General features: G+C 58.7%; 21 protein-coding genes and 2 pseudogenes. 16 read left to right on the top strand and 7 right to left on the bottom strand.

Annotation, left to right across the window (positions count from 1 at the left end):
• Positions 1 to 227: 227 nt before the first annotated feature.
• Together YH63_RS01665 and YH63_RS21770 are read right to left on the bottom strand one after the other, a co-directional pair.
• Positions 228 to 5,054 carry an NAD-glutamate dehydrogenase gene (locus YH63_RS01665; RefSeq protein WP_046829107.1) on the bottom strand — a complete coding sequence of 1,609 codons (4,827 nt, stop codon included), beginning with the start codon at positions 5,052 to 5,054 and terminating at the stop codon, positions 228 to 230.
• Positions 5,018 to 5,236, bottom strand: a pseudogene (locus tag YH63_RS21770) (hypothetical protein); the annotation flags it as partial. The gene YH63_RS01665 and the pseudogene YH63_RS21770, both read right to left, overlap by 37 nt.
• Positions 5,237 to 5,580: 344 nt before the next feature.
• Here YH63_RS21770 and YH63_RS21965 point away from each other — a divergent pair.
• The 4 genes and pseudogenes from YH63_RS21965 (at position 5,581) to YH63_RS21550 (ending at position 7,712) form a co-directional block, all read left to right on the top strand.
• Positions 5,581 to 6,000, top strand: a complete 420-nt coding sequence (locus YH63_RS21965; protein WP_083992668.1) for a GYD domain-containing protein — start codon at positions 5,581 to 5,583, stop codon at positions 5,998 to 6,000.
• Between the two features lie 593 nt (positions 6,001 to 6,593).
• On the top strand, positions 6,594 to 6,875 hold the full coding sequence (locus tag YH63_RS01650) for a DUF6538 domain-containing protein (RefSeq protein ID WP_349642961.1): 282 nt from the start codon (positions 6,594 to 6,596) through the stop codon (positions 6,873 to 6,875).
• Positions 6,848 to 7,396 (top strand): annotated as a pseudogene (locus YH63_RS01645) (IS30 family transposase); the annotation flags it as partial. The gene YH63_RS01650 and the pseudogene YH63_RS01645, both read left to right, overlap by 28 nt.
• Positions 7,397 to 7,427: 31 nt before the next feature.
• Positions 7,428 to 7,712, top strand: coding sequence for a hypothetical protein (locus YH63_RS21550; RefSeq protein ID WP_046829109.1), 285 nt, complete (start codon positions 7,428 to 7,430; stop codon positions 7,710 to 7,712).
• Positions 7,713 to 7,951: 239 nt separating this feature from the next.
• On the opposite strand, the gene YH63_RS01630 is transcribed toward YH63_RS21550, so the two are convergent.
• Complete coding sequence (locus YH63_RS01630) at positions 7,952 to 8,764, bottom strand: IclR family transcriptional regulator domain-containing protein (protein WP_046829110.1); 813 nt, start codon at positions 8,762 to 8,764, stop codon at positions 7,952 to 7,954.
• A gap of 133 nt (positions 8,765 to 8,897) precedes the next feature.
• On the opposite strand from YH63_RS01630, the gene YH63_RS01625 reads away from it, so the two are divergent.
• The 11 genes from YH63_RS01625 (at position 8,898) to YH63_RS01575 (ending at position 18,599) form a co-directional block, all read left to right on the top strand.
• Complete coding sequence (locus tag YH63_RS01625) at positions 8,898 to 9,824, top strand: Bug family tripartite tricarboxylate transporter substrate binding protein (RefSeq protein ID WP_246657991.1); 927 nt, start codon at positions 8,898 to 8,900, stop codon at positions 9,822 to 9,824.
• Positions 9,825 to 9,861: 37 nt separating this feature from the next.
• On the top strand, positions 9,862 to 10,914 hold the full coding sequence (locus YH63_RS01620) for an amidohydrolase family protein (protein ID WP_046829112.1): 1,053 nt from the start codon (positions 9,862 to 9,864) through the stop codon (positions 10,912 to 10,914).
• A 1-nt stretch (position 10,915) separates the two neighbouring features.
• Positions 10,916 to 12,019, top strand: a complete 1,104-nt coding sequence (locus tag YH63_RS01615) for an amidohydrolase family protein (protein ID WP_046829113.1) — start codon at positions 10,916 to 10,918, stop codon at positions 12,017 to 12,019.
• 1 nt (position 12,020) lies between these two features.
• Positions 12,021 to 12,434 carry a Rieske (2Fe-2S) protein gene (locus YH63_RS01610; RefSeq protein WP_046829114.1) on the top strand — a complete coding sequence of 138 codons (414 nt, stop codon included), beginning with the start codon at positions 12,021 to 12,023 and terminating at the stop codon, positions 12,432 to 12,434.
• Between the two features lie 47 nt (positions 12,435 to 12,481).
• Complete coding sequence (locus tag YH63_RS01605; RefSeq protein ID WP_046829115.1) at positions 12,482 to 12,802, top strand: non-heme iron oxygenase ferredoxin subunit; 321 nt, start codon at positions 12,482 to 12,484, stop codon at positions 12,800 to 12,802.
• 295 nt (positions 12,803 to 13,097) lie between these two features.
• Positions 13,098 to 13,469, top strand: coding sequence for a hypothetical protein (locus YH63_RS01600; protein WP_046829116.1), 372 nt, complete (start codon positions 13,098 to 13,100; stop codon positions 13,467 to 13,469).
• A 23-nt stretch (positions 13,470 to 13,492) separates the two neighbouring features.
• On the top strand, positions 13,493 to 14,482 hold the full coding sequence (locus YH63_RS01595) for a fumarylacetoacetate hydrolase family protein (RefSeq protein WP_046829117.1): 990 nt from the start codon (positions 13,493 to 13,495) through the stop codon (positions 14,480 to 14,482).
• 100 nt (positions 14,483 to 14,582) lie between these two features.
• Complete coding sequence (locus tag YH63_RS01590) at positions 14,583 to 15,380, top strand: enoyl-CoA hydratase/isomerase family protein (protein ID WP_246657990.1); 798 nt, start codon at positions 14,583 to 14,585, stop codon at positions 15,378 to 15,380.
• Between the two features lies 1 nt (position 15,381).
• Entirely contained in the window at positions 15,382 to 16,647 is a 1,266-nt protein-coding gene (locus tag YH63_RS01585; protein ID WP_046829119.1) for a CaiB/BaiF CoA transferase family protein, read from the top strand.
• An 81-nt stretch (positions 16,648 to 16,728) separates the two neighbouring features.
• Entirely contained in the window at positions 16,729 to 17,952 is a 1,224-nt protein-coding gene (locus YH63_RS01580) for an ABC transporter substrate-binding protein (RefSeq protein ID WP_046829120.1), read from the top strand.
• An 83-nt stretch (positions 17,953 to 18,035) separates the two neighbouring features.
• A complete protein-coding gene (locus YH63_RS01575) occupies positions 18,036 to 18,599 on the top strand; it encodes a winged helix-turn-helix transcriptional regulator (RefSeq protein ID WP_046829121.1) in 564 nt (187 codons plus the stop codon).
• A 40-nt stretch (positions 18,600 to 18,639) separates the two neighbouring features.
• Here YH63_RS01575 and YH63_RS01570 read toward each other — a convergent pair whose 3' ends face one another.
• The 4 genes from YH63_RS01570 to YH63_RS01555 all read right to left on the bottom strand — a co-directional run bounded on the left by YH63_RS01570 (position 18,640) and on the right by YH63_RS01555 (position 23,107).
• Positions 18,640 to 19,491 (bottom strand): FAD binding domain-containing protein, encoded by an 852-nt coding sequence (locus YH63_RS01570; RefSeq protein ID WP_046829122.1) that lies wholly within the window; start codon positions 19,489 to 19,491, stop codon positions 18,640 to 18,642.
• Positions 19,488 to 21,860 (bottom strand): xanthine dehydrogenase family protein molybdopterin-binding subunit, encoded by a 2,373-nt coding sequence (locus YH63_RS01565; protein ID WP_046829123.1) that lies wholly within the window; start codon positions 21,858 to 21,860, stop codon positions 19,488 to 19,490. Before YH63_RS01565 ends, YH63_RS01570 begins: the two co-directional genes overlap by 4 nt.
• Positions 21,853 to 22,314, bottom strand: a complete 462-nt coding sequence (locus tag YH63_RS01560; RefSeq protein ID WP_046829839.1) for a (2Fe-2S)-binding protein — start codon at positions 22,312 to 22,314, stop codon at positions 21,853 to 21,855. Before YH63_RS01560 ends, YH63_RS01565 begins: the two co-directional genes overlap by 8 nt.
• 73 nt (positions 22,315 to 22,387) lie before the next feature.
• On the bottom strand, positions 22,388 to 23,107 hold the full coding sequence (locus tag YH63_RS01555; protein WP_046829124.1) for a hypothetical protein: 720 nt from the start codon (positions 23,105 to 23,107) through the stop codon (positions 22,388 to 22,390).
• A 123-nt stretch (positions 23,108 to 23,230) separates the two neighbouring features.
• Here YH63_RS01555 and YH63_RS01550 point away from each other — a divergent pair, with 123 nt between their 5' ends.
• Positions 23,231 to 23,731: a winged helix-turn-helix transcriptional regulator gene (locus tag YH63_RS01550; RefSeq protein ID WP_046829125.1), complete on the top strand. Its 501-nt coding sequence runs from the start codon at positions 23,231 to 23,233 to the stop codon at positions 23,729 to 23,731.
• Positions 23,732 to 23,828 lie beyond the last annotated feature (97 nt).

Raw genomic sequence — 23,828 nt, 5'->3', positions numbered from 1 at the left:
TCGCGTAGCGCGGCGATTGGTCGTGACCGAAGGTTCAAGACTGATGTGAGTGACGATGGCCACAGAAAGGCGCTTGGCGGACCAGATCCCCGATGATGCGCTCACCGCAATCGAACGAGCGGTCCGCCGTTATCCCAATGGTGCCTCGGCACAAGAGATTCTGGATATCTTGCCTGCCGCCGGTCCATCTGCGCACCCTCCAAACCGCTTGTCGTGAGCGTGCCCTCTCAACCCTTCACCAAATCACCCAGCAAGTTCGCCGCCACCGTCAGCTTGGCGAGCGTCAGGCCACCGGCAGCGATCTCCTCGACCGAACGGCGGATGCGCGTCGCTTCAGGATGGGCCGCGAGCCATGTCTCGGCGGCCTGCTGGCCGGACTGGCCGGTTGCCAGCATATCGGCAACTAGTCTTCTTTCGGCGCCCGCGATCTGATCAACGGCGCGATCGATGGCGAGACGTTCGAAAAAATCGTTCGCCTGCATGCCGCGTGCGCGTGCGGCGGCGATGATGCGGTCGAGACGGAAATTGGCTTCGGCGGCGAAGAAGGTCGTGGCCGTATCGCCGATGGCGCGGTTGGTGCGCCCTGCGACCGTCACGATATCGGGTGCGGAGACCAAGGTGTCGAGATCGGCGAGTTTGCCGGCAAGTTCCGCCGAGACGCCGCCATCGGTCAGGTCCTGCAGGCGCTTGCTGCGCCCGGCCTGCATGTCCTGGGGCAGGGTATTGTCGAGCCCGGCGGCGATCTCACGGATGCCGGAGCCGAAGCGCGAGATCACCGCTTCCAGACCGGCGCTGAAATCGACATTGCGCACAGACCAGACCACGCGGGAGAGCAGGAGATCCTGAACCGAGGCGTAGAGGCCGAGTTGCAATTGACCCTCGATCTTGGTGTCGAGCCCGTCAATCGCGTCGTTCAGCCGCTTGAGGCCGTAGGATTCATCCACCGCCACGAAGGCCATGGCGATGGTGGGCACGTCGGCACCCGTCTCGTCGATCAGGCGCACCACGCAAGCCGGGCCGCCGCGATTGATCAGGGCATTGGCGAGATTGGTCGAGATGATCTCGCGCCGAAGGCGATGGGATTCCACCGAATCGGGGAATTTGTCCTGAACCTCGGGCGGGAAGTATTGGGACAATTCGCGGGCGAGATAAGGATCGTCCGGCACACTGGTGACGAGCAGATCATCGTAAAGCGTCAGCTTGGCGTAAGCGAGCAGCACGGCAAGTTCCGGCCGGGTAAAAGGCTGGCCGCGCCGGGTGCGCTCGGTGATCACCACATCGTCCGGCAGGAACTCCACGCTGCGGTCAAGGAGGCCGCGCTGCTCGAGTGATTGCATTAGTCTGGTGAGGAAGCCGGTCTCGGCCACGCCCTTGCGTTCGGTCAGCGAAAGCGCCAGCGTCTGCAGATAATTGTTGCGCAGCACCAGCATGCCGACCTCGGCGGTCATCGCGGCAAGCAGGCTGTTGCGGTCGTTCTGGCTAAGGCGCCCATCGCGTTCGGGGCGCGCCAGCGCGATCTTGATATTGACCTCGACGTCAGAGGTATTGACCCCGGCCGAATTGTCGATTGCGTCGGTGTTGAGCTTGATGCCTTTCTGAGCCGCTTCGACGCGGCCGCGCTGGGTCACGCCGAGATTGGCGCCTTCGCCGATTACCCGGGCGCGGATATCAGCGCCCGTGACACGGATCGGATCATTGGCGCGATCGCCAACCTGATCGTCGCTTTCCCCCGAAGCACGGATATAGGTGCCGATGCCGCCAAACCAGAGGAGGTCAACGCGTGCCTTTAGGATCGCCGTGATCACCTCGAAGGGCGTGGCTTGCGGCTTGTCGAGATCAAGCAAGGCCCGCACTTCCGGCGCCAGCGGGATTGCCTTGAGCGAACGCGAGAACACGCCGCCGCCTTGCGAGATCAGCGACTTGTTGTAGTCCTGCCAGTTCGACCGCGGCAGGTTGAACATGCGCAGGCGCTCGGCGTGGCTGATGGCCGGGTCGGGCGAGGGATCTATGAAGATGTCGCGGTGATCGAAAGCAGCGACGAGCCTGGTCGCCGGCGAGAGGAGCATGCCATTGCCGAAGACGTCACCGGACATGTCGCCCACACCGGCAGCGGTGAAGGGCATGGTCTGGATATCGGTGCCGAGCTCGCGGAAATGGCGTTTGACCGCTTCCCACGCACCGCGCGCGGTGATGCCCATCTTCTTGTGGTCATAGCCCCGGCTGCCGCCGGAGGCGAAAGCATCGCCAAGCCAATGGCCCTTCTCGGTCGAGATCGTGTTGGCGATGTCGGAAAAGGTGGCGGTGCCCTTGTCGGCGGCGACGACGAGATAGGGGTCATCGCCATCGTGCCGCACGGTATTGTCGGGCGGCACAATCGTGTCGCCATCGAGATTATCGGTGAGTTCGAGCAGCGAGCGAATGAAGATGCGGTAGGTTTCGGTGCCTTCCGCCATCCAGGCATCGCGATTGGACGGCGGCGGCAGGCGTTTGGGCACGAAGCCGCCTTTGGCGCCGACCGGCACGATGACGGCGTTCTTGACCTGCTGTGCCTTGACCAGGCCGAGGATCTCGGTGCGGAAATCCTGCGGCCGGTCGGACCAGCGCAGGCCGCCGCGCGCTACCTTGCCGAAGCGCAGATGAATGCCCTCGACACGCGGTGAATAGACGAAAATTTCGTAAAGTGGTCGCGGCGCCGGCAGGTCTTCGATCTTGCGCGCTTCGAATTTGAAGGAGATCACCGGACGCGGATGCCCGTCCTGGCCGATCTGCCACAGATTGGTGCGGATGGTTGCCAGCACCAGATTGGTGAAACGGCGCAGGATGCGGTCTTCGTCGAGCGAGGCTACGGATTTGAGCTGCTCCTCGATCTCGGCGAGGAGGGTCGTCTCGCGTGTCGAGCGTTCGGCGTCGGTGGCGACGAGGTGCGGATCGAAGCGTGTTCGGAACAGAGCGGCAATGCTGGCGGTGATCGCGGTGTTGTTGCGCAAAGTCTCCCACATGTAGTCCTGGCTGAATGGCGCGCGGATCTGGCGCAGGTAGCGGGAGAGGGCCCGGATGGTCGAAATTTCGCGCCAGCCTAAGGTTGTACGCAGGATGAGGGCGTTATAGCCGTCCGATTCGGCGCGATCGCCCAGCACAGCCATTATCGAGGCTTCCAGGCGATGTTTGAATTCCACGCCGATAACGATCGGCTTGCCGTCATTGGCCTCGATCGTCATATCGTGCAGCCAGACCGACGCGGGTGCCGGCGTGGCGCCGGGCACGATCTTATAGGTGCGTTCGTTGACGACGCGTAGGCCGTGATTTTCGATCACCGGCACTCGGTAGGAGAGCGACAGGGGCGCGCCATGCGAGAAGACCTTGAGGCCGAAGCGCGTTGGATCGTCTTCGCCCTCGATGCGGTAGACCGAAATCGCCACAGGACGAGCCGAGGTGAGCTTTTCGATGGTGACGATATCGGCAATGGCCTGTGATGTGCCGAAGGCTTCAGTATAGCCGCCGGTGAAGGCTTGGGCATAACGGTTGGCGAGCATGCGGGCCCGCATGCCGTCGGTGGTGGTGGCGAGCGCGGCTTTTAGCTTGTCGCCCCAGGTCGCGGCGATGGCGCTGATCTCGGCTTCCAGGGTGGCACGCTCGATGACAGGCGTTTCGCCGTCATAGCGCCCGATGATGTAGTGGACGCGGGCAAGCGACCCTTCGGGGAAGGAGGTGTAGGAAGCTGCCAGGCGCCCCTTATAGACCTGCGCGAGAAAGGCCGCGACACGCGTGCGCACATCGATGTCATATTTATCACGCGGAATGAAGACCAGGATGGAGACGAAACGGTCGAATTTATCGGCCCGTGCCAACGCCCGCACACGGGGACGCTCATAAAGCGTCAGGATTTCCATGAGGAAATTATAGAGCGTCTCGGCATCGACCTGGACGAGTTCGTCACGCGGATATTCTTCGAGGATATGCAGGATCGCCTTGCCCGAATGGCTTTCCGGGTCAAAGCCGGCGCGCTGAAGCACCTGCGCCACTTTGAGGCGGATATAGGGGATCTGCCGCACCGAGCGGGTGTAGGCGCTCGAGGTGAACAGGCCGACGAGGCGAAGTTCGCCCTCGAGCCGGCCGTCGGGCGTATAGAGTTTGATGCCGACATAATCCATGCGGACGCGGCGATGAACGTGGCTGTTCACATTGGCCTTGATGACGATGAGGATGGTCGGCTCGCGCATGAATTCGCGGATTTCTTGCGTCATCACCACCATTTCGTTGCCGCGGCGCAGGATCTTCACATCGGGATCGCGCAGGATGCCGAGGCCTTGGTCCGTGCTGATTTCGTCCGACGCATCGGTGTCGGGCGAAAAGCGATATTCGCGCAGGCCCAGGAAGGTGAAATTGTCGGCGCACAGCCATTGCAGGAACTGGTTGGCTTCGGCGATCTCGTCGATCGGCAGCGGCGGCGGATTGGAGTTGAAGGTCTTGATCGCCTGTTCGACACGGGCGCGCATGGCTCCCCAGTCGGTGACGCAGGCGCGCACGTCGTTGAGCGTCCTGGCAAGGCCCTCGATCAGCTTCTGGCGGTCGGCATCGGCGTCCAGGCGGGCGATGTGGAAATGGATCAGGCTTTCGCGCTCGCCCTTTGCCCCCTCTGTCAGCGTTTCGCCGTGGAAACGCAGGAGCTTGCCTTGCTCATCGCGCTCCACGGCGATGATCGGGTGGGCGACCAGCGTGACTTCAATGCCCTGCTCGGCGAGCTCCGCCATAGTGGAATCGAACAGGAAGGGCATGTTGTCGTTTAGAACTTCGAGCACGGAAATCTCGCGCCCGTCCGGCATCATCGGATTGATAACGCGGATATCGGCACTGCCTGCCGTGCGTCGCTGCACATGTTCCCAGGCCTGTTCTGCCAGGAAGGCCAGGGAGGCGGCATCGTAGTTGGCGAGATCCTCGATCATGGTGTGGCCGAACAGAAGCTCGGCAAAGGCTCGGGGCGTCTTGCCCGGCTGCATGCTTCCCGCTGCCTCGCGGATCAGGGTTGCCCTAGCCTTGTCGTCACGCCACGCCATAACGTCCTCCGTTTGTGGCCGCGCCGTCTGACCGCAGATGCTATTGTCTGCTTGATTTCGGAGTGCAACTCTTGGGGCACCAATTTGTAACCGAGATTGATGGCGTCTGCGAAAACCTCAGCGTCGGAACCTCCGTGGCTCTTGATGACAATGCCATTCAATCCCAGAAATACGCCTCCATTGGAAGGTTTCAACTGTTCTTGCGCGGGCTGGACGTAAAGACAGCCATGGAACGCTGTTCGTGGCAGGTGCGGGTGCCTTTCAAAATATCTCTTTCGCTTCGTCCTTTTGCCGGTACCTTTTGCATAACGCTCTGATTTCACGGATTTTTTCAACATTCTCTGAGCTCATGACCTCATAACAACACCATTGATACTATTCGGATTTTGGCGCTGAAGTTCGCACCTCCCTAACCGTGCTATGCTGAGATTTATGGAGCCGCTCATGCCAGGTTACACAGGGTCCTAACCAATGAGGACGACCATGGTTAACGTATGTCGCGCTTGCTAAGTTCACCGATCAAGGAATCCGCAACGCTAAGGAGTCCCCAAAGCGGGCAGATGCCTTCAAGCAATTGGCGAAGACGTTTGGAGTGGCCGTGAAGGACATCTTCTGGACGGAGGGATGGTATGACGTCGTGACAATCGTCGAAGCGCCAGATGAGTCTTCCGCCATGTCGCTCAGCTTGAGTCTTGGCGCGCTCGGCAACGTCCTCACCGAATCGTTGCGAGCCTTCTCGGCTGCGGACATGACGACGATTGTCGGCAAGATGGTTGCCTTGGAGCAACGACGGTCGACCTTTCTGGAACAGGAGACGCTCCGTATTGTCAGTCGGGCCCAGAGGTCTCGATTAAGCCCGCAGCCAAGTGGACGTGGCAGGGCGAGAGTTTCGAAACTGAGGCGCCCGAGGAAGGGCATCGAAGTCCTCAAAAATGAACTCGGATGACTTGCTGGCCTGGCCGAGAGAGCCAAGGGAATCGCCGATCAAAGCGATCGCCGGACTTCACGACAGCAACACGCCGGCCTCCGTCGTCGCCTCCTTCACGACCTCGACGACGTCCGTCAGGAACAGATCGCGTTTCGGAGACGGCGTGACGTCTGGGATCGGAGCCACCGGATCGAAGATCCGGTTTCCGAGCGGGCGCGTCGGAATGTGGATCCCTCGCTCCTCTCGTCATAGGCCTCACGCGATGCGGTCGTTCTAGACACGCTTGGTGGATAGTTGCAGCAGGCGCTTCGCGATGGCGTCCGCGAAAGAATCGAGGATCGCGAGCGAAGTTTCCTCGGGTTCGCCTTTAGTCCGCCCGAGCGGTTTTTGAACGAAGACGTAGAGCTGCGGAGATCGGCCGTCGCTTGTAAATCGTATCACAGCACTGTATCACAGGCGTCGGTGAGGCGTGCATATCGCGCGTGATTACAAAAGGTTAAGATGCTTGTCGGCTGAGGTTCGAATCCTCCCGCCCCAGCCAATAAAACGCAACACGCTGAAAACATTGAATAATCGACCTAGGTGGGGCGCTGAGCCACAGCGTGCAACACATGACTGCTTCACACGGAGCGATCGTGTCAGCCGCAACTCATCTCTATCGAAGAAAAGCTATGTACTACTGGCGACGGCGTCTTCCGAACGCGCTCGCGAGCTGGTTTCATAAACGTCATCTGTTCCTGAGCCCGCAAACACCAGAGCCCAATTTCGCGCGGCGTCTGGTGGTCCTGCTCGATGCAAAATTGGAGGAGGTCTTGACGGCCCGCGCCTGTGGTTCACCGAAGGTGAAACGCTCAGCGCGCAATGTTCGTTGCGTTCAATTGCTCGCCAATTGAAACGATCTGCATCGACCATCAGCCGTGAAGTCCATCGCAATGGTGGACCGGACCGCTATCGGGCTGCTCGGTCGGATCAAGCCGCCTGGGATCGGGCACGACGTCCCAAGCTTTGCAAGCTGGCTTGCCGTCGGTTCTTGAGGCGGACAGTATCGGTCGGGCTGCGGCGGCAATGGTCACCGGAGCAAATTGCCGGCTGGCTCAAGCGCAGATATCCGGGGGAGCCTCAGAAGCAGGTGTCACACGAGACGATCTATCGCAGCCTGTTCATTCAGGCGCGCGGCGTGCTGAAAAAAGAACTGCTTGAGCACCTGAGAGCGAAACGCACTATCCGCCGCTCCAAACATGCCAGCCTGAAACGAAACGGGCTCGGGCAGATAAAGAATGCTGTGTCCATCAGCGAAAGGCCGGCTTCTGTTGAAGATCGTGCGGTCCGAGGCCATTGGGAGGGCGACTTGATCGGTGGATCCAGGAACAGCTATGTCGCGACGCTTGTCGAGCGCCATTCGCGCTACGTGATGACAAGCTGACTTTGTCTCCAACATCATATTTGTGAAGGATTGCCTGCAGGAACGCAGCCGTATCGCCCTTCTTGCTGAAGTGATGGGGATGGTAACAGGCTTTTTAGCCATCAAAGTCTCCCAATTTCATCAGGACGTTGATGTGGTGGCGCCGGAACTACCTTCAGGCAGTAGTTTGGCGCCGAAGGATGATGACCGGAATGCCCATGCCCTCAAACTGAGTGTCGCGTTCTTTCACCCAAGCGATGCAATCCTCTTTGTTGAGGTCATCTCGCGCAATCTTTTCGTACAACGCGACCGCGCTGACGCGCGATAGCCCAAGCTCGATCAGCGAGAGTAAGGGTCCGCGAAGAAACGCCGGACTCTAGCTGCGTACCGATATCGACATCGCTATCGAGTAGGTCTTCTCTTCCTATTGCAGCGAGGTGCATATTGAGAATGTCGACATAGGCGGACAAATATTTCGGTGCCCGAAAAACCTCGCGATTTGTTCGACCAGCTCCATCGTGTCGCGGATTATGGATGGCGACCTTTCCTTATTTCCTATGCGAAGCGCTACTGCTCGTATGCAATCAGGTGTTGTGAGATATCGTCGGCAGCGGCCTTTAGTGCGGGCATGAATTTCTTGAATAGCGCCTTTGGAGAATGACGCGCCAGATTTGTGGACAGGTTGATGGCGGCGATCGTGCTGCCGTTAGCGCCATAGATCGGGACAGCCATGCCGTACGCGCCAAGTTCGAGTTCTTCGACCACCATGCTCCAGCCCACTGAGCGGACCTTTTCGATTTCGTGTTCAAGCTTGCGAACGTCGGTCACTGTGGTTCGTGTCCATTGACGCCGTTCCGAATTGGCGAGCACCGCCGAGCATTCGTCTTTTGGCAGCCCTGCGAGTAACACGCGCCCCATCGACGTGCAGAACGCCGGAATGCGACTTCCGGTGGTCAACCCCCGTCGCAATACGCTCGTGACTTCGGCGCGTGCGATGTAGAGGACGTCTGCGCCGTCCAGCACCGAGATGGCGACGACCTCATCGGCCTTGCGGGATAGCGTCTCGATCACGGGCTGCGCCACCTCTCGCAGCGACAGTGATGACAGATACGAAAAGCCCAGCTGAAGAATGCGCGGGGTCAGCATGAAGTCGTCACCCTCCTGGCGCGCCATTCCGAGCGTGACCAGCGTATACAGCAAGCGTCGCGCGCCTGCCCTCGGCAGATTCGCGCGTCGTGCGACCTCGGTGAGGGTTAGTTTGCGGTGATCACCGAACGCCGAAATGACGGCGAGGCCTTTCGCGAAGGCTTCGACAAAGGTGTCGCTACCGCCCGGCCACTTCGAGAGGTCTGTCCACGGATCGCTGACGCGTACAGTCATTGCCAAACCCCTCGTCTGCAGTTAGCTTTGTTCGATAGTCGACAATAAGTTCGACAGTCGAACATTGAAAGAGGGGAAAACGATGCGGCGATCAATTAATTTGTTGAAGGTTTTGGCTCTCGGCGCGGCCTGTATGGCGGCTTCAACCGTGTTGGCCGATGATTTTCCGAGCCGGACGATCAAGATCATCGTACCTGCCGCTGCTGGTGGCCCCACACATATTACCGCGCAAATGCTAGCGGAAAAGATGCAGGCATCGCTCGGCCATCCTGTGATCGTCGAGCCAAAGCCCGGTGCTGGGAACAATCTTGGCGCGGAGTTTGTCGCGAGAAGCGCGCCGGATGGCTACACGCTCTTGTTCGCCACAACAGGTACGCACGCGATCAACCAGACATTGTTCAAGAAGCTGCCGTTCGATCCGATCAAGGATTTCGAGCCGGTTTCGCTCGTGGTGCAATATCCCTTGATGCTTGTCGTCGCATTGGACCTGCCGGTGAAATCGGTAAAGGAGCTGATCGATTACGCCAAGAAAAATCCCGGCAAGCTCAATCGCGCATCCGGTGGAATGGGTACGTCGATGCATCTGTCGGGCGAGCTGTTTGTCAAGCAGGCCAACATCGAAGCGCCTCACATTCCATACAAGGGCAGTGCGCCCGCGCTCAACGATCTCATGGGCGGACATGTCCAGTTGATGTTTGACTCCATGATTACGACCATGCCGCTTGTCGAGGGCGACAAGCTGCGCGCGCTGGCCGTCACAGGCAAAAAGCGTTCTCCGCTGCTTCCTAACGTGCCGACCATTGCCGAAAGCGGGTTGCCGGATTACGAGGCGACGGGCTGGACCGGCATCGTGGTGCCGGCCGGGACTCCGCGGGATGTTGTCATGAAGCTGAATCGCTCGATCGTAGAAGCGATCAAGTCGCCGGCGGTGCAGGAGGCGTTCAGGAAGCAGGCCGCAGACCCCGTCGGGTCGTCACCTGAAGAGTTCACTGCGTTTATTCGCAAGGAAACCGATAAGTGGGGAGCAACCATCCGCGCTGCGGGCATCAGCGCTGACTGACCGTTGTCACCTGCAATCTTGAATCGGAAGAACGCTCATGCTTCAGTCCCTGGTCTCCGAGAAGAAAATCGATTGTGACGTTCACGTCACCTTGCCGACAACGGCAAAGCTGATGCCGTATCTCGACGACTACTGGCGCGAGCAGGTCACGACGCGTGGAATCGATCGTCTGGAGTTGACCAGTGACATCTCGAACATCGGTCCGGCCTTGCGGCCGGACTGGAAGGCGAGCAGCGATGTCCAGACAGTCCGGAGACTGGCGCTAGAACCCTTCGGCACTGATATCGCCATCTGCAACTGCCTTTATGGCGCTCAGGCTGTCTACAATGCAGACCTAGCGGTGGCTTTGTGTCGTGCGATGAATGACTGGCTTGCCGAGGAATTCCTGAGCAAGGACGAACGGCTGCGTGGATCGATTATCCTGCCCTGGCAGCATCCGGAGAAGGCCGCGCTGGAAATCGAGCGGCTCGCATCCGACCGGCGATTTGTTCAGGTTTCGATGATAGCCATGGGCGACATGCCGCTCGGTCGTCGCGCCATGTGGCCGATCTATGCGGCTGCGGAGGCCCACGGTTTTCCGGTCGGAATTCATTCCGGCACCACCTATCGGTTCGCGCCATGGACCAATGGATGGCCTTCCTATCACATCGAAGATCAGGTCGCACAAAGCGTCGGTGTGCAAACGCAACTGCTCAGCCTGATTACCGAAGGTGTGTTTGAAGAATATCCGAAGCTGAAGGTCGTGCTGATAGATTCCGGCGTGACATGGCTTCCGTCCTTCCTGTGGCGCATCGACAAGCTCTGGCGCGGCCTGCGGATGGAAGTCCCGTGGCTCAAGAGGTCGCCAACAGAAATTGTGTCGGAGCATGTACGGCTGACGCTGCAGCCCTTCGACGGTCCCAAGGATGCGCAAGTGATTCGGGAGTTGGTCGAGCAGGTCGGCGAGCACATGTTGCTTTTCTCAACCGATTATCCCCGCTGGAATTTCGACGGCACTGACGCCGTGCCGCTGCAAGGGCAGCCGGATCTGATGCGGAAGCTTCGCACGGAAAATCCATTTGAAACCTACGCTCGGCTGCGGGAGGTCTAACATGACAGTTATCGAGAGTCCTCAAGCGGGAGTCGCCAAGAAAGCCGATGCCGGAATCATCGACTGCGATATTCATCCGCTTCCGAAGAACGGCAAGAGCCTGTACCCGTTTTTGCCCAAGCGATGGCAGGAGCATTCCGAGCAGTTCGGCGGGCATCTGCGGCAACCCTTCATCAACACGACGCAGTATCCACGTTCGGCGCCGTTGATTTGCCGCCGCGATGCTTGGCCGCCATCCGGCGGTCCGCCGGGCTCCGATCTCGACTTCATGCGCGAGCAGCATCTCGATCCATTTAATGTGATCAACGGCATTCTCATCCCGCTCTTCGGTAACGTCGGGAGCGAGCGCAACTTGGGATACGCGCAAGCGCTCGCGATGGCGCACAACGATTGGCAGGTGGCGGAATGGCTGGACAAAGATGCGCGCCTGCGTGGCACACTCGTTGTTTCGCAGGACGATCCCGTTGCCGCGGTGAAGGAAATCGAGCGTTGTGCGCGCGATCGGCGTTTCGTTCAGATCATGTTGGCGCCGCGTAGCAGTGAACCGCTTGGGCGGCAACGTTACTGGCCGATCTATGAGGCGGCCGAAGCTCATAACCTGCCGCTTGGTATTCACTCCTATGGCGTCGGTGGGCATGCATCGACAGGAGGCGGCTGGCCGTCATTTTACATGGAGGAACATTACGCCACCACAATGGGCGGACCGGCGACCATGAGCAGCCTCGTTCTCGAGGGCGTGTTCGAGCGTTTCTCCAAGCTCAGGGTTGTGCTGGTGGAAATCGGCTTCGCATGGGTGCCCAGCTTTGTCTGGCGTATGGATCGGTTGTGGGAGCGGATGCGCAGCGAAGTACCCCATCTGGATCATCCGCCGTCATATTATGTGAAGCGCAATTTCTGGTACACGACCCAGCCGATGGAGGAACCGGGCGGGTCGGATGACTTGCGCCGCACCTTCGATTGGGTCGGCTGGGACCGGCTGCTGTTCTCCACCGACTATCCGCATTGGGATCAGGATGATCCCGCATACGCCTTCAGCATCAAGCTGACGCCCGCAGAGCGCCGGCAAATTTGCCGCGACAACGCCGAACAGTTCTACCGGTTCTGACATGCCCAAACATCGTATCGCTTACGTGAAAGAAATCCCGCCGGGGAGCAACAAGGTCGTGAACATCCGCGGCCGTGAAATCTGTGTTTTCAACGTGGGTGGTGACTTCTTCGCGCTGCTCAATCGTTGCCCGCATGAGGGTGCAAAGCTCAGCCGTGGGGTTGTCGTTGGATTGCCGGAATCGAAAGCACCCGGCTGTTACAAGCTCTCGCGGCCCGGCGAAATGCTCCGTTGTCCCTGGCACGGATGGGAGTTCGATCTGAAGACAGGCAAGTCGCATTGCGATCCGGAGCGCATGTTCACGAAACAGTACAAGACGTGCGTCGAGAACGAAACTGCGGTCGCCGAACGCGAGCTTCAGGCGGAGACATTTCCGGTCGTTGTCGAAGAGGCAACGGTCTTCGTCGAAATGTAACCGACCGCAGCAGCATTCCTTTCCAAGATACAGAAGAAGAGCAGACGATGAGCGACGATAGTTGGCATGCGATTTGTCAGAGCGCGGATATCGACGAAGGGGGAATGCTTCCCTTTGAGGTCGGCAATTTTCAGGTCGCGCTCTACAAAGTAAATGGCGAGATTTTCGCCACCGACAATTTGTGCACGCATGGCATGGCGTTACTGACGGATGGCTTTTTGGATGACGACGTCGTCGAATGTCCGCTGCACGGCGGCATGTTTAACGTCAAGACGGGAAAGGCGTTGTGTGAGCCGGTCGATTGCGACGTGAAGGTTTATCAGGTCCGGCAAATCGACAATCGGGTCGAGGTTCTGCTCGCCGAGTAGCCCGACGGGCTCGCGCTGCTGTGGGCGATAGGATAAATAAAAGCAGAATTTGTAATAGCGTCTGTGACGCGGACATCATGCCGCGGAGCTGTGTTTCGCGTGCGTTTGGCGATATGAGAGAGAAGTCAACCATTCGTCATGCATAAGCATCATTGTTCATGAGCGCATGCTTTAAGCCCGCCATCGGCTAGTAAGGGAGCGAACGGCGGCCCTAGCTCATCGGGCGGCACAAGAGAGGCTGTCGTCTTGCCAGTTCCTCCTCTCACCCAAACAGAGGGCGGACAGGCAGCCGCGAATGTCTTTTCTAGCGTGGTTGGTGGAGTGCGATACGGATCTGGATAAACCCTTCAGCCAGCAGACGATTCAGGTCCAGGTGGCGGCCGTCGCAGTCCAAGGACTCGGTTTAAGCGGGCGCAAAGATCACGATGCCGACATTGGTCGTCAATGGGATCACGACGTGATGGTACAAGCTCCTAAATCGCTCGAGCTTTGCAAGTATTCCGAATTCGATGCTCAGCATCTATCCGAATGCCGGGCATGGCGGCATTTCCAGCACAATGTCCTGTTCGTCGAGCAGGCTCTCGGATTTGAGGGGTATGCGTCTTTTGGTTGCTCAATAACTTGCAAAATGAAAGTTGCTGTGATGTTGTTCCATGGGCTGCTTTAGAAACAACGATCAGGGAGAGTTCCGTGAAGTTCGCTACATATCGCTCCAAGGGAAAAGAGTATGTTGGACTTGTTCATGGTGGCGACAAGTTAGTCCTAGAGCTTACGAAGGTTTCGAAGCGGGCGGGTTCGCGAGATTCTGCTTTCAACTCAATGTTGTCGTTCATCGACGCAGGAGAGGCGGCGCTGGATCAGGCACGTGCTATCTTTCAAAAATATGAAACAGACAGCGATTTGTCGGTCCAAGTCTCGGATGTAGAGATTTTGGCGCCGTTGCCGGAACCGCGTCAGATGCGGGACGGGATGTCGTTTCCGCTGCACATCCGTCAGTCGCCGCGTGGCTCACTCAAGCTCAAGGCGCGCGCGGAAGGCAATGCGGCTGAACTGGCGCGTTTGGAGGCCGAGCCTTTGCCCGAGCTTCCAGAAATATATCGCAAGCAGCCCATCTACTACATCACCAATCGCTTTAGCGTGAAGGGCACCAATACGACCGTCAAATGGCCGCGTTACAGCAAGATTATGGATTACGAACTTGAGTTCGGAATCATCACGAAAGGCAAGGGCGCCAATATTTCTGCGGCGAAGGCGCGCGATCATATCTTCGGTTACACGATTTTCAACGATTTCTCCGCGCGCGACGCTCAGCGTATCGAGATGGAGGGCCGGCTCGGCCCTACGAAAGGCAAGAGTTTCGACGGAGGGAATGTACTCGGACCCTGGATCGTGACGCCGGACGAGATCGGCGACCCTTACAAGCTGAACATGGAAGTCCGTGTGAATGGCAAGATTCGCTCGAAGGGCGTGAGCGACGGCATGTTGTTTTCGTTCGAGGAAATCATTGCGCATGTCACACAGGATGAAACCTTGATGCCAGGGGAGTTCATTGGATCAGGCACCGTCGGCAATGGATGTGGCCTCGAGCTCGGCTGGTACCTTGAGCATGGTGACAGCATTGAGCTGGAAGTCGAGAAGATCGGCATTTTGAAAAATCGGGTTGAGCGGCAAGATACCTGATCTGCGCGAAAACATGACTTGCAAAATGAAAGTCATTAGATAATCTGCTCCTGTAACAAGGCCGGAGCGAATGAACGCGCCGGCAAACAGGAGGCGAGCCTTGTCCGAGGAAGCACTGGTCACGCGCGAGCAGCGCGGGAATATCGCTGTCATCACATTGATTTACAGGCCCTACAATCTGTTGGGCCCGAAGCTCATCAATGCAATCGTTGAGCAGATCGAAGACGCGCAGAAGGCTGGGAGCCGGGCGATCGTGCTCCGCAGCGGTTTGCGACATTTCTCGGCTGGCGCCGATCTGGACATTTTCGACAAGCGGGTCGCTCAAGTAAGCGGTAGCACAGACGCCGAGAGCCGTCGTTTGACTGGCGTTGAGTTTCTCCGTTTCATGGAATTGCTGCCGATCCCGATCATCGCAAGCGTTCATGGCGTCTGTCTCGGCGGTGGGCTCGAACTCGCGCTGTGCTGCGACTACATCATCGCGGCTTCGTCGGCGAAGATCGGCTCCGTGGAGGCCACTCTTGGGCTTCATCCTTTGCTGGGTGGAATTCAGCGCCAGGTGCAGCGCATCGGCGCCTTGCGGGCCAAGGAAATGTCCATGCTCGCGCGGCGCTACGACGCGCCGACGCTGGAGAAATGGGGACTGATCAATCTCTCGGTGCCCGAGGAGTCGCTAGAGAAGGCGACGATGGCGATCGCGGAGGAGTTTGCACAGGGGCCTACATTGGCTCACGCCGCGACCAAGGAACTGGCTCACATCGCAGCTAGCGAGGGTGTCGTCGCGGCCGACGAGGCGATGGCGCGGGTACAGGCGCCGATCTGGGCATCGGAGGATCTGAAGGCCGGTCTTGCATCGTTCCGCAAGAATGGTCCGGGCCTCGCCAAGTTCGCGGGGCACTGACATGACCGGTCCTCTCAGCGGAATCCGTGTCGTCGATTTTTCCCGTGTTCTTGCAGGCCCGCTGTGTGCGCGCACGCTGCAGGATCTCGGTGCCGAGGTCATCAAGGTCGAGCCGCCAAGCCCGGATGTGTCCCGCTTCGCGTTTCCATCGACCGACGGCATGTCGGGTTACTACGCCCAGCAGAATGCTGGAAAACGCAACGTCAGCATCAATCTCAACGTGCCCGGCGCTTACGATCTGGCGCTGAAGCTTTGCGATACGGCGGACATTGTCGTCGAGAATTTTCGCGCGGGAACGCTCGGGTTCTTCGGCCTCGATTATGAGACGTTGTCGAAGCGCAATCCGCGTCTGATCTACGCTTCGATCACAGGTTACGGGCAGGGTGGTCCCTGGCGCAGCCGGATGGCATACGCGCCGACGGTACAGGCCGAGGCAGGATTCACGGAGAACAGCGTGCGTCACTACGGTGAAGCGCTCACCGAACCACGCACGGACAGCCTGTCGCATGCCGACGTTTATGCCGGTCTGCAAGCTGTGATTGCGATCCTGGCTGCACTTAACAGCCGTCAGACCAGCAGCAAGGGCCAGTACATCGATGTGGCGATGGCTGCGACCTTGCTGGCAGTCAATGAGCGCGCTCATGTCGACCTTTCTGATGACGACATTGGCGCGGAGCCAGCTGTCCTTGGCGCGACGGATTGCTCGTTCTTTACTGGTCCGCAAGGCGAGCATTTCACTGTTGCGACAAGCATCATTGGAAGCCGCACGTTCCCCTCGTGGCTGCGCGCGATGCGGCGGGTCGATCTGATGGAAGATCCGCGGTTTTCGTCGGCAGCCGCACGTCGGCTGAATTTCGGTGTGCTGCATCAGATTATCCAATCCTGGATGCTGACGTTTCCGGATATGGCGACGCTCGATGCTCAGTTCGATGAAGCCAAGATCGCGATGGGCGAAATCCGCTCTATCAAGGATCTGACGAAGTCAGAATGGAGCGACTATTGGGGCGCTGTTCAGCATGTGCCAGATCGGAGTGGCGGCGAATATCGCCTGCCGGGACGACCATGGCATTTCTCGGGAGAAGAGCTGACGCCAATCGGCACACCCGCATTCCAGGGTGAGCATAACCGCGCGGTGTTCAGCGAGCTTGGTATCGGCCAATCAGAACTGGACCGATTGACGGAAGCTGGCGTGCTTGTGGCGCATCGGCGGGCACTTGAGCCCGATGTAGTAACAAAGCCGCCCGAAGAATCCGGCCAGGCCGCCTGATTCAATCTGAATTGTTCGACAGCATAAGCGGCCGCGATTTCTCGCGGCCGCAACGAGAAACTGTATCCAGAGGAGCTCGAAATGCGTGTGATATTCAATTTCTCATTTATGGCATGCGCCGCCATTATTTCTTTTGTTTCCAGTATCGCTTTGGCGGGAGAGAAAAAATATGATACCGGCGCCACCGATACCGAAATCAAGATCGGCAACACCATGCCGTATAGCGGTCCAGGATCCGCATGGGGTCTGATCGGAAAGGCCGAGGCCGCTTACTTCGACAAGGTGAATGCGGAAGGCGGCGTCAACGGCCGCAAGATCAACTTCATCAGTTACGACGATGCCTACAGCCCGCCGAAGACGGTCGAGCAAGTGCGCCGGCTAGTTGAGAATGACGAAGTGTTGTTGCTGTTCAGCACGTTTGGTGTTCCCACCAACACCGCGATCCATAAATACATGAACGCCAAGAAGGTGCCTCAGTTGTTTGTTGGCGGTGGCGGATCGAAATGGAATGATCCGAAGAATTTTCCCTGGACCATGGGCTTCCAGCCGTCGTTTCTCAACGAAGGCAGGGTTTACGGCCAGTATCTTGCGGCCAACCATCCTGGCGGAAAGATCGCGGTGCTGTATCAGCATGATGATTACGGCAAGGATATTTTGACCGGCCTTAAGCAGGGGCTTGGCACGAAGGCCTCGATGATCATTGCGGAGGCAAGCTATGAAGTGTCGGTACCGACGGTCGATTCTCAGGTCGTTGGACTGAAGGCCAGCGGCGCTGATATCTTCATGAACTTTGCCGGGCCAAAGTTCGCAGCTCAGGCGATACGGAAGATGGCCGAACTGGGTTGGAAGCCGGTCCATATCCTCAATATTCCGGCGGCCTCGATTGGCAGCGTCATCAAGCCTGCGGGTTTCGATATTTCCCAAGGCATCATCAGCGGCGGCTTTCTTAAGGACGCAACCGATCCAGCCATGGCCAATGATGCCGGCGTCAAGGCTTACCTCGCGTTTCTGGAAAAGCACTATCCCGGTGCCGACATCACTGCCACAGGCAACACCCAAGGCTACGTGATGGCGCAAACCATGGTGCAGGTTCTGAAGCAGGCCGGCGATAATCTGACCCGGGAAAATGTGATGCGGCAGGCCGCCAGCATGAAGGGCCTGGAACTCGACATGCTGATGCCGGGCATCAAGATCAGCACGGGTCGGGATGACTTCGCACCGATCAAATCCATGCAACTGCGCCGCCTGGTGGGTGAGCGGTGGCAGCCGTTCGGGCAGGTCATTGAGGCCAATTCCGGCCCCTAAAGAGGGGGCGCTGGACAGACGAGCATCCGGCTCTGATATATAGCGTGTATGACAGAGCCGGATTCGAGGAATGCAGGGTTGTGATGGCGGATGTGAAGCGGAGCCGTATAGCCAACAGGGAATGTTCGGTAGCGCGCGCCATGGAGGCAGTGGGAGACCGGTGGTCGATCCTGCTGCTGCGAGAAGCTTACTACGGCGTCAAGCGGTTCGATGAATTCCAGTACTACGTCGGAATTGCGCCGAACATCCTCAGCACCCGTCTGAAGAAACTCGTCGATGCTGGCATTATGGCCCGTGTTCCGCTGCCTGAGCACGCGGGCCGATATGAGTATGTATTGACCGAAAAAGGCCGGGATTTCTTTCCGACCTACCTGGCGTTGAAGAAATGGGGCGATGACTGGCTGGCCGAACCCGCGGGGCCGCAGGTCGTTTTCAACGACCGCTCTAGCGGGCAGGAGATCAAGTATCCCGAACTCCTGACCGCCCGAGGCAAGCCGCTCCGTCTCGAGGACATCGAAATCGTTCCCGGCGCCGGCGCGGTGCCTTTCAACCGGAAAAGATTTGGCGGGGACGACTTGCGCTCAGATGTCGACCGGGCAGAGGCAGGCCCAAAGTCGCGTACGCCGTCGAAGCGAAAGAGCAGATAGCCAAATATGGGATTGGGGGCAGTGATGTCGCTGCCCGAAGTCATGTCCCTTCGCTCAGTGACGTCAAAGCTCTTGCGACCTCGGTCCTGACGAGGTGCTTGCGGTAGTCCGCCGAAGCGTAATGGTCTGACAGGCATTCAGCCTGTTCGCTTGCCAGCCGTGCTGACTCTTCAATGATCTTGCGTGTGAGGCGTTTGCCGGTCAGAAACTCCATTGCCGGCTCGGCCGCGAAGGCGTGTCCGGCGGCGCCGGTGATGCCGATGGAGGCATGCGAGACAACGTCATCCTTCAGGCATACGGCCACCGCTACACCGACCACCGCGTAACCGCTCGCCGGATGTCGGATCTTCCGGTATCTGAATTGCGTTCCCGCAACAGGGTGGGCGATGTGGATAGCTGCGAGGACTTCACCGGGTTCCAGCGCGGTCGTGAATATATCGACGAAGAAATCCTTCGCTGCGATGCGCCTGCGGCCATTCGGGCCTGCGACCTCCAGTTCGGCATTCAACGCAACGACAACGGCAGGCCAGTCAGCGGCCGGATCCGCGTTGGCCAGCGAGCCGCCGATGGTGCCGCGGTTACGCACCTGCGGGTCGGCGATCATGTCGGCAGCCTGATGGAAAATGGGCAGAACGCCACCAAGGGATTCAAGGAGTTCGGCGTGGGTGGTCAGCGCGCCGATCTTGATCTGGTCTCCGATTTCGATTCCCTTCAGTTCCTGAATGTTGCCGATGTCGATCAGGAGCGCTGGCGATGCCAGCCGCAGCTTCAATGTCGGGATCAGCGTATGGCCGCCGGCAACAAGCTTCGTGCCGTCGGGGTCGTTCTGCAGCAGGCCAATGGCCTGGGAGAGCGAGGTTGCTCGAACGTAGTCGAACGATGCCGGGATCATTGGCTTGCTCCTGCGCGTGCTTGCTGAACCGCGGACCAGATGCGCGGCGGTGTCATCGGCATATCGAGATGCGAAATTCCGAACGACGACAATGCGTCAAGGACGGCATGAACCATACACGGCGGAGCGGCGATCGACCCGCTCTCGCCGATGCCCTTGACGCCGATCGGATTGGTGGGGGACGGCGTCTCCTGAAACGAGGATCGTATATTGGGGACATGCTCCGCGCGCGGGACAGCGTAATCCAGCAGTGAGCCGGTCATCAGCTGCCCGGTATCGGGGTCGTAGCTGACTTCCTCGTAAAGTGCCTGCGCGATACCCTGCACGACGCCGCCGTGAATTTGCCCGGCTGCGAGCAGGGGGTTGATGATCTTGCCGACATCGTCCACGGCCACATAGTCGAGAATGTCGACCATTCCGGTTTCAGGATCGACGTCGATATAAGCCATATGGATTCCCGAAGGCGAACCCATACCGGCTGGGTCATAGAACATCGTTTCGTCGAGACCTGGCTCCATTCCGTCAGGCAGCTTGTGGCCGACATAGGCCATGCGTGCGACCTTGCCGAAACTTATGGGAGCGATGTCCGTCCCCGGGACGCTGAATTGTCCGGCGCGATATGAAATGTCCTTCTCGTCCACCTCCAGCATGCCTGCCGCGATTTTCTTTGCCTTGGCGACGATGCGCTGCGACGAGACATGAACGCTCGAACCGCCGACAGACATGGAGCGGGAGTTGAAGGTGCCATGCCCGGCCTGAACCTGCCGTGTGTCACCTTGCACGATGTCGATATGCTCGATTGGAATCTGGAGCACGTCGGCTGCGATCTGGGCCAGTGACGTGTTGTGGCCGTGTCCCTGACTCATGGAGCCGGAAAAGATCGTGGCTCGGCCGCTCGAGTCGATACTGACCCGCGCGCTCTCCCAGCCCCCGCGACTGAAACCCATCAGCGACAGGCGGCGTGACGGCGCCATGCCGCACATGTGGGTATAGGCCGCGACACCGATGCCGCGATAACGGCCCTGACTGCGCAACTGATCGCGTTCGGCGATTCTCTCATCGTATTTGAAGGCTTCGAGAGCCTTTTCCAGCAAACCTTCGTAGTTGCCGCTGTCGTAGATCACGGCATGGCCATTGTAGGGGCGATGCGGGAAGTCGGCACGCTGAATGAAGTTTCGCCGGCGCACCTCGACCTGATCGAGCTTGAGATGACGCGCGACCGCGTCGATAGCGCGCTCCGCGATGTATCCGGCTTCAGGACGCCCGTAGCCTCGATAGGCATCGACCGGAACGGTATTCGTCACCACAACCCTGGAGAACGCTTCGTAGTTGTCGATCTTGTAGGTGCCGGTTCCGAAATTGATCGTATTCACCGTCGGGCCGCCCGAGGCCATGTTCGACAGGTAGGCTCCGACGTTGCCGAGCGTCTCGACTCTCAGCCCGAGAATTTTGCCATCGTTGCGAAACGCGACTTCGATGGTCTCCGTATGAGCCCGTCCGTGGCTTGTGGACTGGTGACTTTCCGAACGGGATTCCCACCACTTGACCGGCACGCCGAGCTGGCGCGCCAGATAAGGACAGAGCAGTTCCTCCGGATAAAGATGCATCTTCGCGCCGAAGCCACCGCCAATGTCGGGGGCGACGATGCGAAGCTGATGCTCGGGAATTCCCACGGCATCGGCAATCCATCGCCGATGCATGTGAGGTACCTGGCTCTGGATGTTGACGGTCAGCGTGCCATCGACATTCGGTTCGGCGAGAATGGAGCGCGTTTCCATGCAAGTCGGAATGAGGCGGTTGTTGATCACACGAAGCTTGATCACATGATCCGCTTCGCTGGCGGCTTTCCTGTAGTCACCGCCACCAGCCTTGTAGAGCGTCGTGATGTTCTTCGGTACGTTGTCGTGGAGCTGCGGCGCACCCTCGCGAATAGCGGCTTCCTCATCGACAATGGCGGGCAGCGCTTCGTAATCGACCTCGATCAGTCCGACAGCATCGTGTGCCAGTGCCTGTGTCTCGGCCACGACGATAGCAACGCATTCACCGACGAAGCGGACGCGATCAATGGCGACCACCGGCCGGTCCGGGATCTTGGTCCCCGGGATGACCCAGTTGGGCTCAATCGATCCGATCTTGCCGGAGAGGTCCGCGCCGGACAATGCGAGGCGAACACCCGGGGCGGCTTGGGCCGCGGACAAATCGACGTGTCTGATGTTGGCGTGGGCATGCGGCGACCGCAACACCGCCATGTGAAGCATGCCCGGCGACTTCATGTCGTCGGTGAAGCGTCCCTTGCCGGTGATGAATTTGAAGTCTTCGCGGCGCCGCAGTGGCTGGCCCATGTATTTGATGGCGGATGTTTCAGTCATGGCGTTGTGCCCCCGCTGCGAGCGACTCAACCGCGCGCACGATGTTGTGGTAGCCGGTGCAACGGCAGATGTTGCCGGTGAGGTTGTGGCGGATGTCGTGTTCGGTTGGATTCGGATGCTGCTTAAGCAGCTGTCGCACGTTCATGATCATTCCCGGTGTACAGAATCCGCATTGCAAGGCGTGATGTTCGTGAAAGGCTGCCTGGATCGGATCAAGCGCGCCAACCGCTGGCGCGAGGCCCTCGACCGTTGTTATCGATGCGCCGTCGGCCATCACAGCAAGAACCGTGCAGGACTTGATCGCTTGTCCATCGATATCGACGGTGCAGGCGCCGCATTGCGATGTATCGCAACCGACATGGGTTCCCGTCAGGTTCAGGTCGTCGCGGAGCAGGTGGACCAGCAATTTACGCGCTTCCACAGATGCGATCTGGCTAACGCCGTTGACGGTCATTGTCACCACATGACGTTTTTCATCCGTATGGATCACTTCTTCCTCCGATAGATTTTTTCGCCTTGCGGCTGCTTCATGACAGGCTGATATTGGCAATCTCAATGGCGACGACGACGGGTGCGGGTGCCGCGGTGCCATCGGGGTTGCGTCGAAGTGCGCGCCGTTTCGTCCAGATCTTGATTCCGTCATAGGATTTGTAGTCTGAGACGTAGTGAGCGGTTGGTGTGTTGCCGGCGACGACAGCGCCGTAATCCAGGCGGCTGATCAGGCCATCGCTGTTGATGTGAAAGATTTGTTCAGGGCAATGAGTGGCGATCGAGTCGGGGAAGGTCACCTTGAGCCGGCGGCGTTTTTCGCCATTCTCATTCCAGGGTTCTACTTCTTCGCAACTCACATCCGGCCACGCGAAGACGAAAGGCGTCATCAGGTAATTCCAGATCGCGTAACCGCTGAAATAAGCGAGATGGAGGTCGTCCCATTGCGTTTCAGGGGCGTGTCCCTGAAATGCCGACCGAGGATCACCGCGCTCCTGGAGAACCTGTCCGGTCAGCGCTTCAATACGGGTATGGTCGGGCTGATAGATGCTGCGCTTGTTCGGGTTCGTGAAGGGACGATACCGGGCAGATTGAACCTTGGTGTCGATGGCGACATGGACATCCTTCAAGGCATCTGGCCAGCCTTTTCTTGCCCAAAGCAAGCCTGTGATGGACATATCTCCGTCGATCGTCTTCACTTTGTTCCAGCGCTCGATGCCGCCATGTGCATCGATCACAAGGTCACGAAGCTCGCTCATGTTCACTGTCCCTAACCTGCAGAATTCCGCGATGTCGTTATGATGCGCGTTTCCGTTCTCGCCTTGAGAAGGCTGGACGGCTAGTCACTCTAATGATAAGAGTAACAAGGAGGCAAGTCCTTTATGCGATCAAAAGGTTTTGATGGAATGGCGTGCTCGATCGCCGGCGTGTTGGCCGCGATTGGAGACCGCTGGGCTGTGCTGATTTTGCGCGACCTATCATTGGGTCTGAGCAAGTATGAAGATCTACGCCGGTCAACCGGCGTGACTAATGCGACGTTGTCCGACCGCTTGCGTCATCTTGAAGACAATGAGTTGATCGAGCGGCGACGATATCAAACCAACCCAGAACGCTATGAATATGTTCTCAGTCGAAAGGGGTGGGATACCATTCTCGTAACGCAGGCTCTTGCGCAAGTCGGCGACAAATGGGCAGTTTCGGGAGACGGCGGGCCGCCACTTAAGTTTGTGAATCGAAAGACGGGGCGACCACTAAAGCTTGCCCTCATCGACTCGGAGACGGGGGAGCGTGTCAGAGTCAGAGACGTGCTGCCGCAAGCGGGGCCCGGCGCGGACGACTTGGTTCGGTGGCGCTTAACGCATCTAAAGAACGAACGTCCGTGAGATATTGTGTGCCGTTGATTCGACGAAATCAGATCTCACGATCTTACCCCGCCGATTACCGCGATCTGGAAGTCTACTGACCGCGGGGAAATTCATG

Source organism: Afipia massiliensis, assembly GCF_001006325.2.
Classification (GTDB): domain Bacteria; phylum Pseudomonadota; class Alphaproteobacteria; order Rhizobiales; family Xanthobacteraceae; genus Afipia; species Afipia massiliensis_A.
The sequence above is the reverse complement of the archived record's forward strand: the minus strand, read 5'-3'. Positions and strand labels throughout refer to the sequence as shown.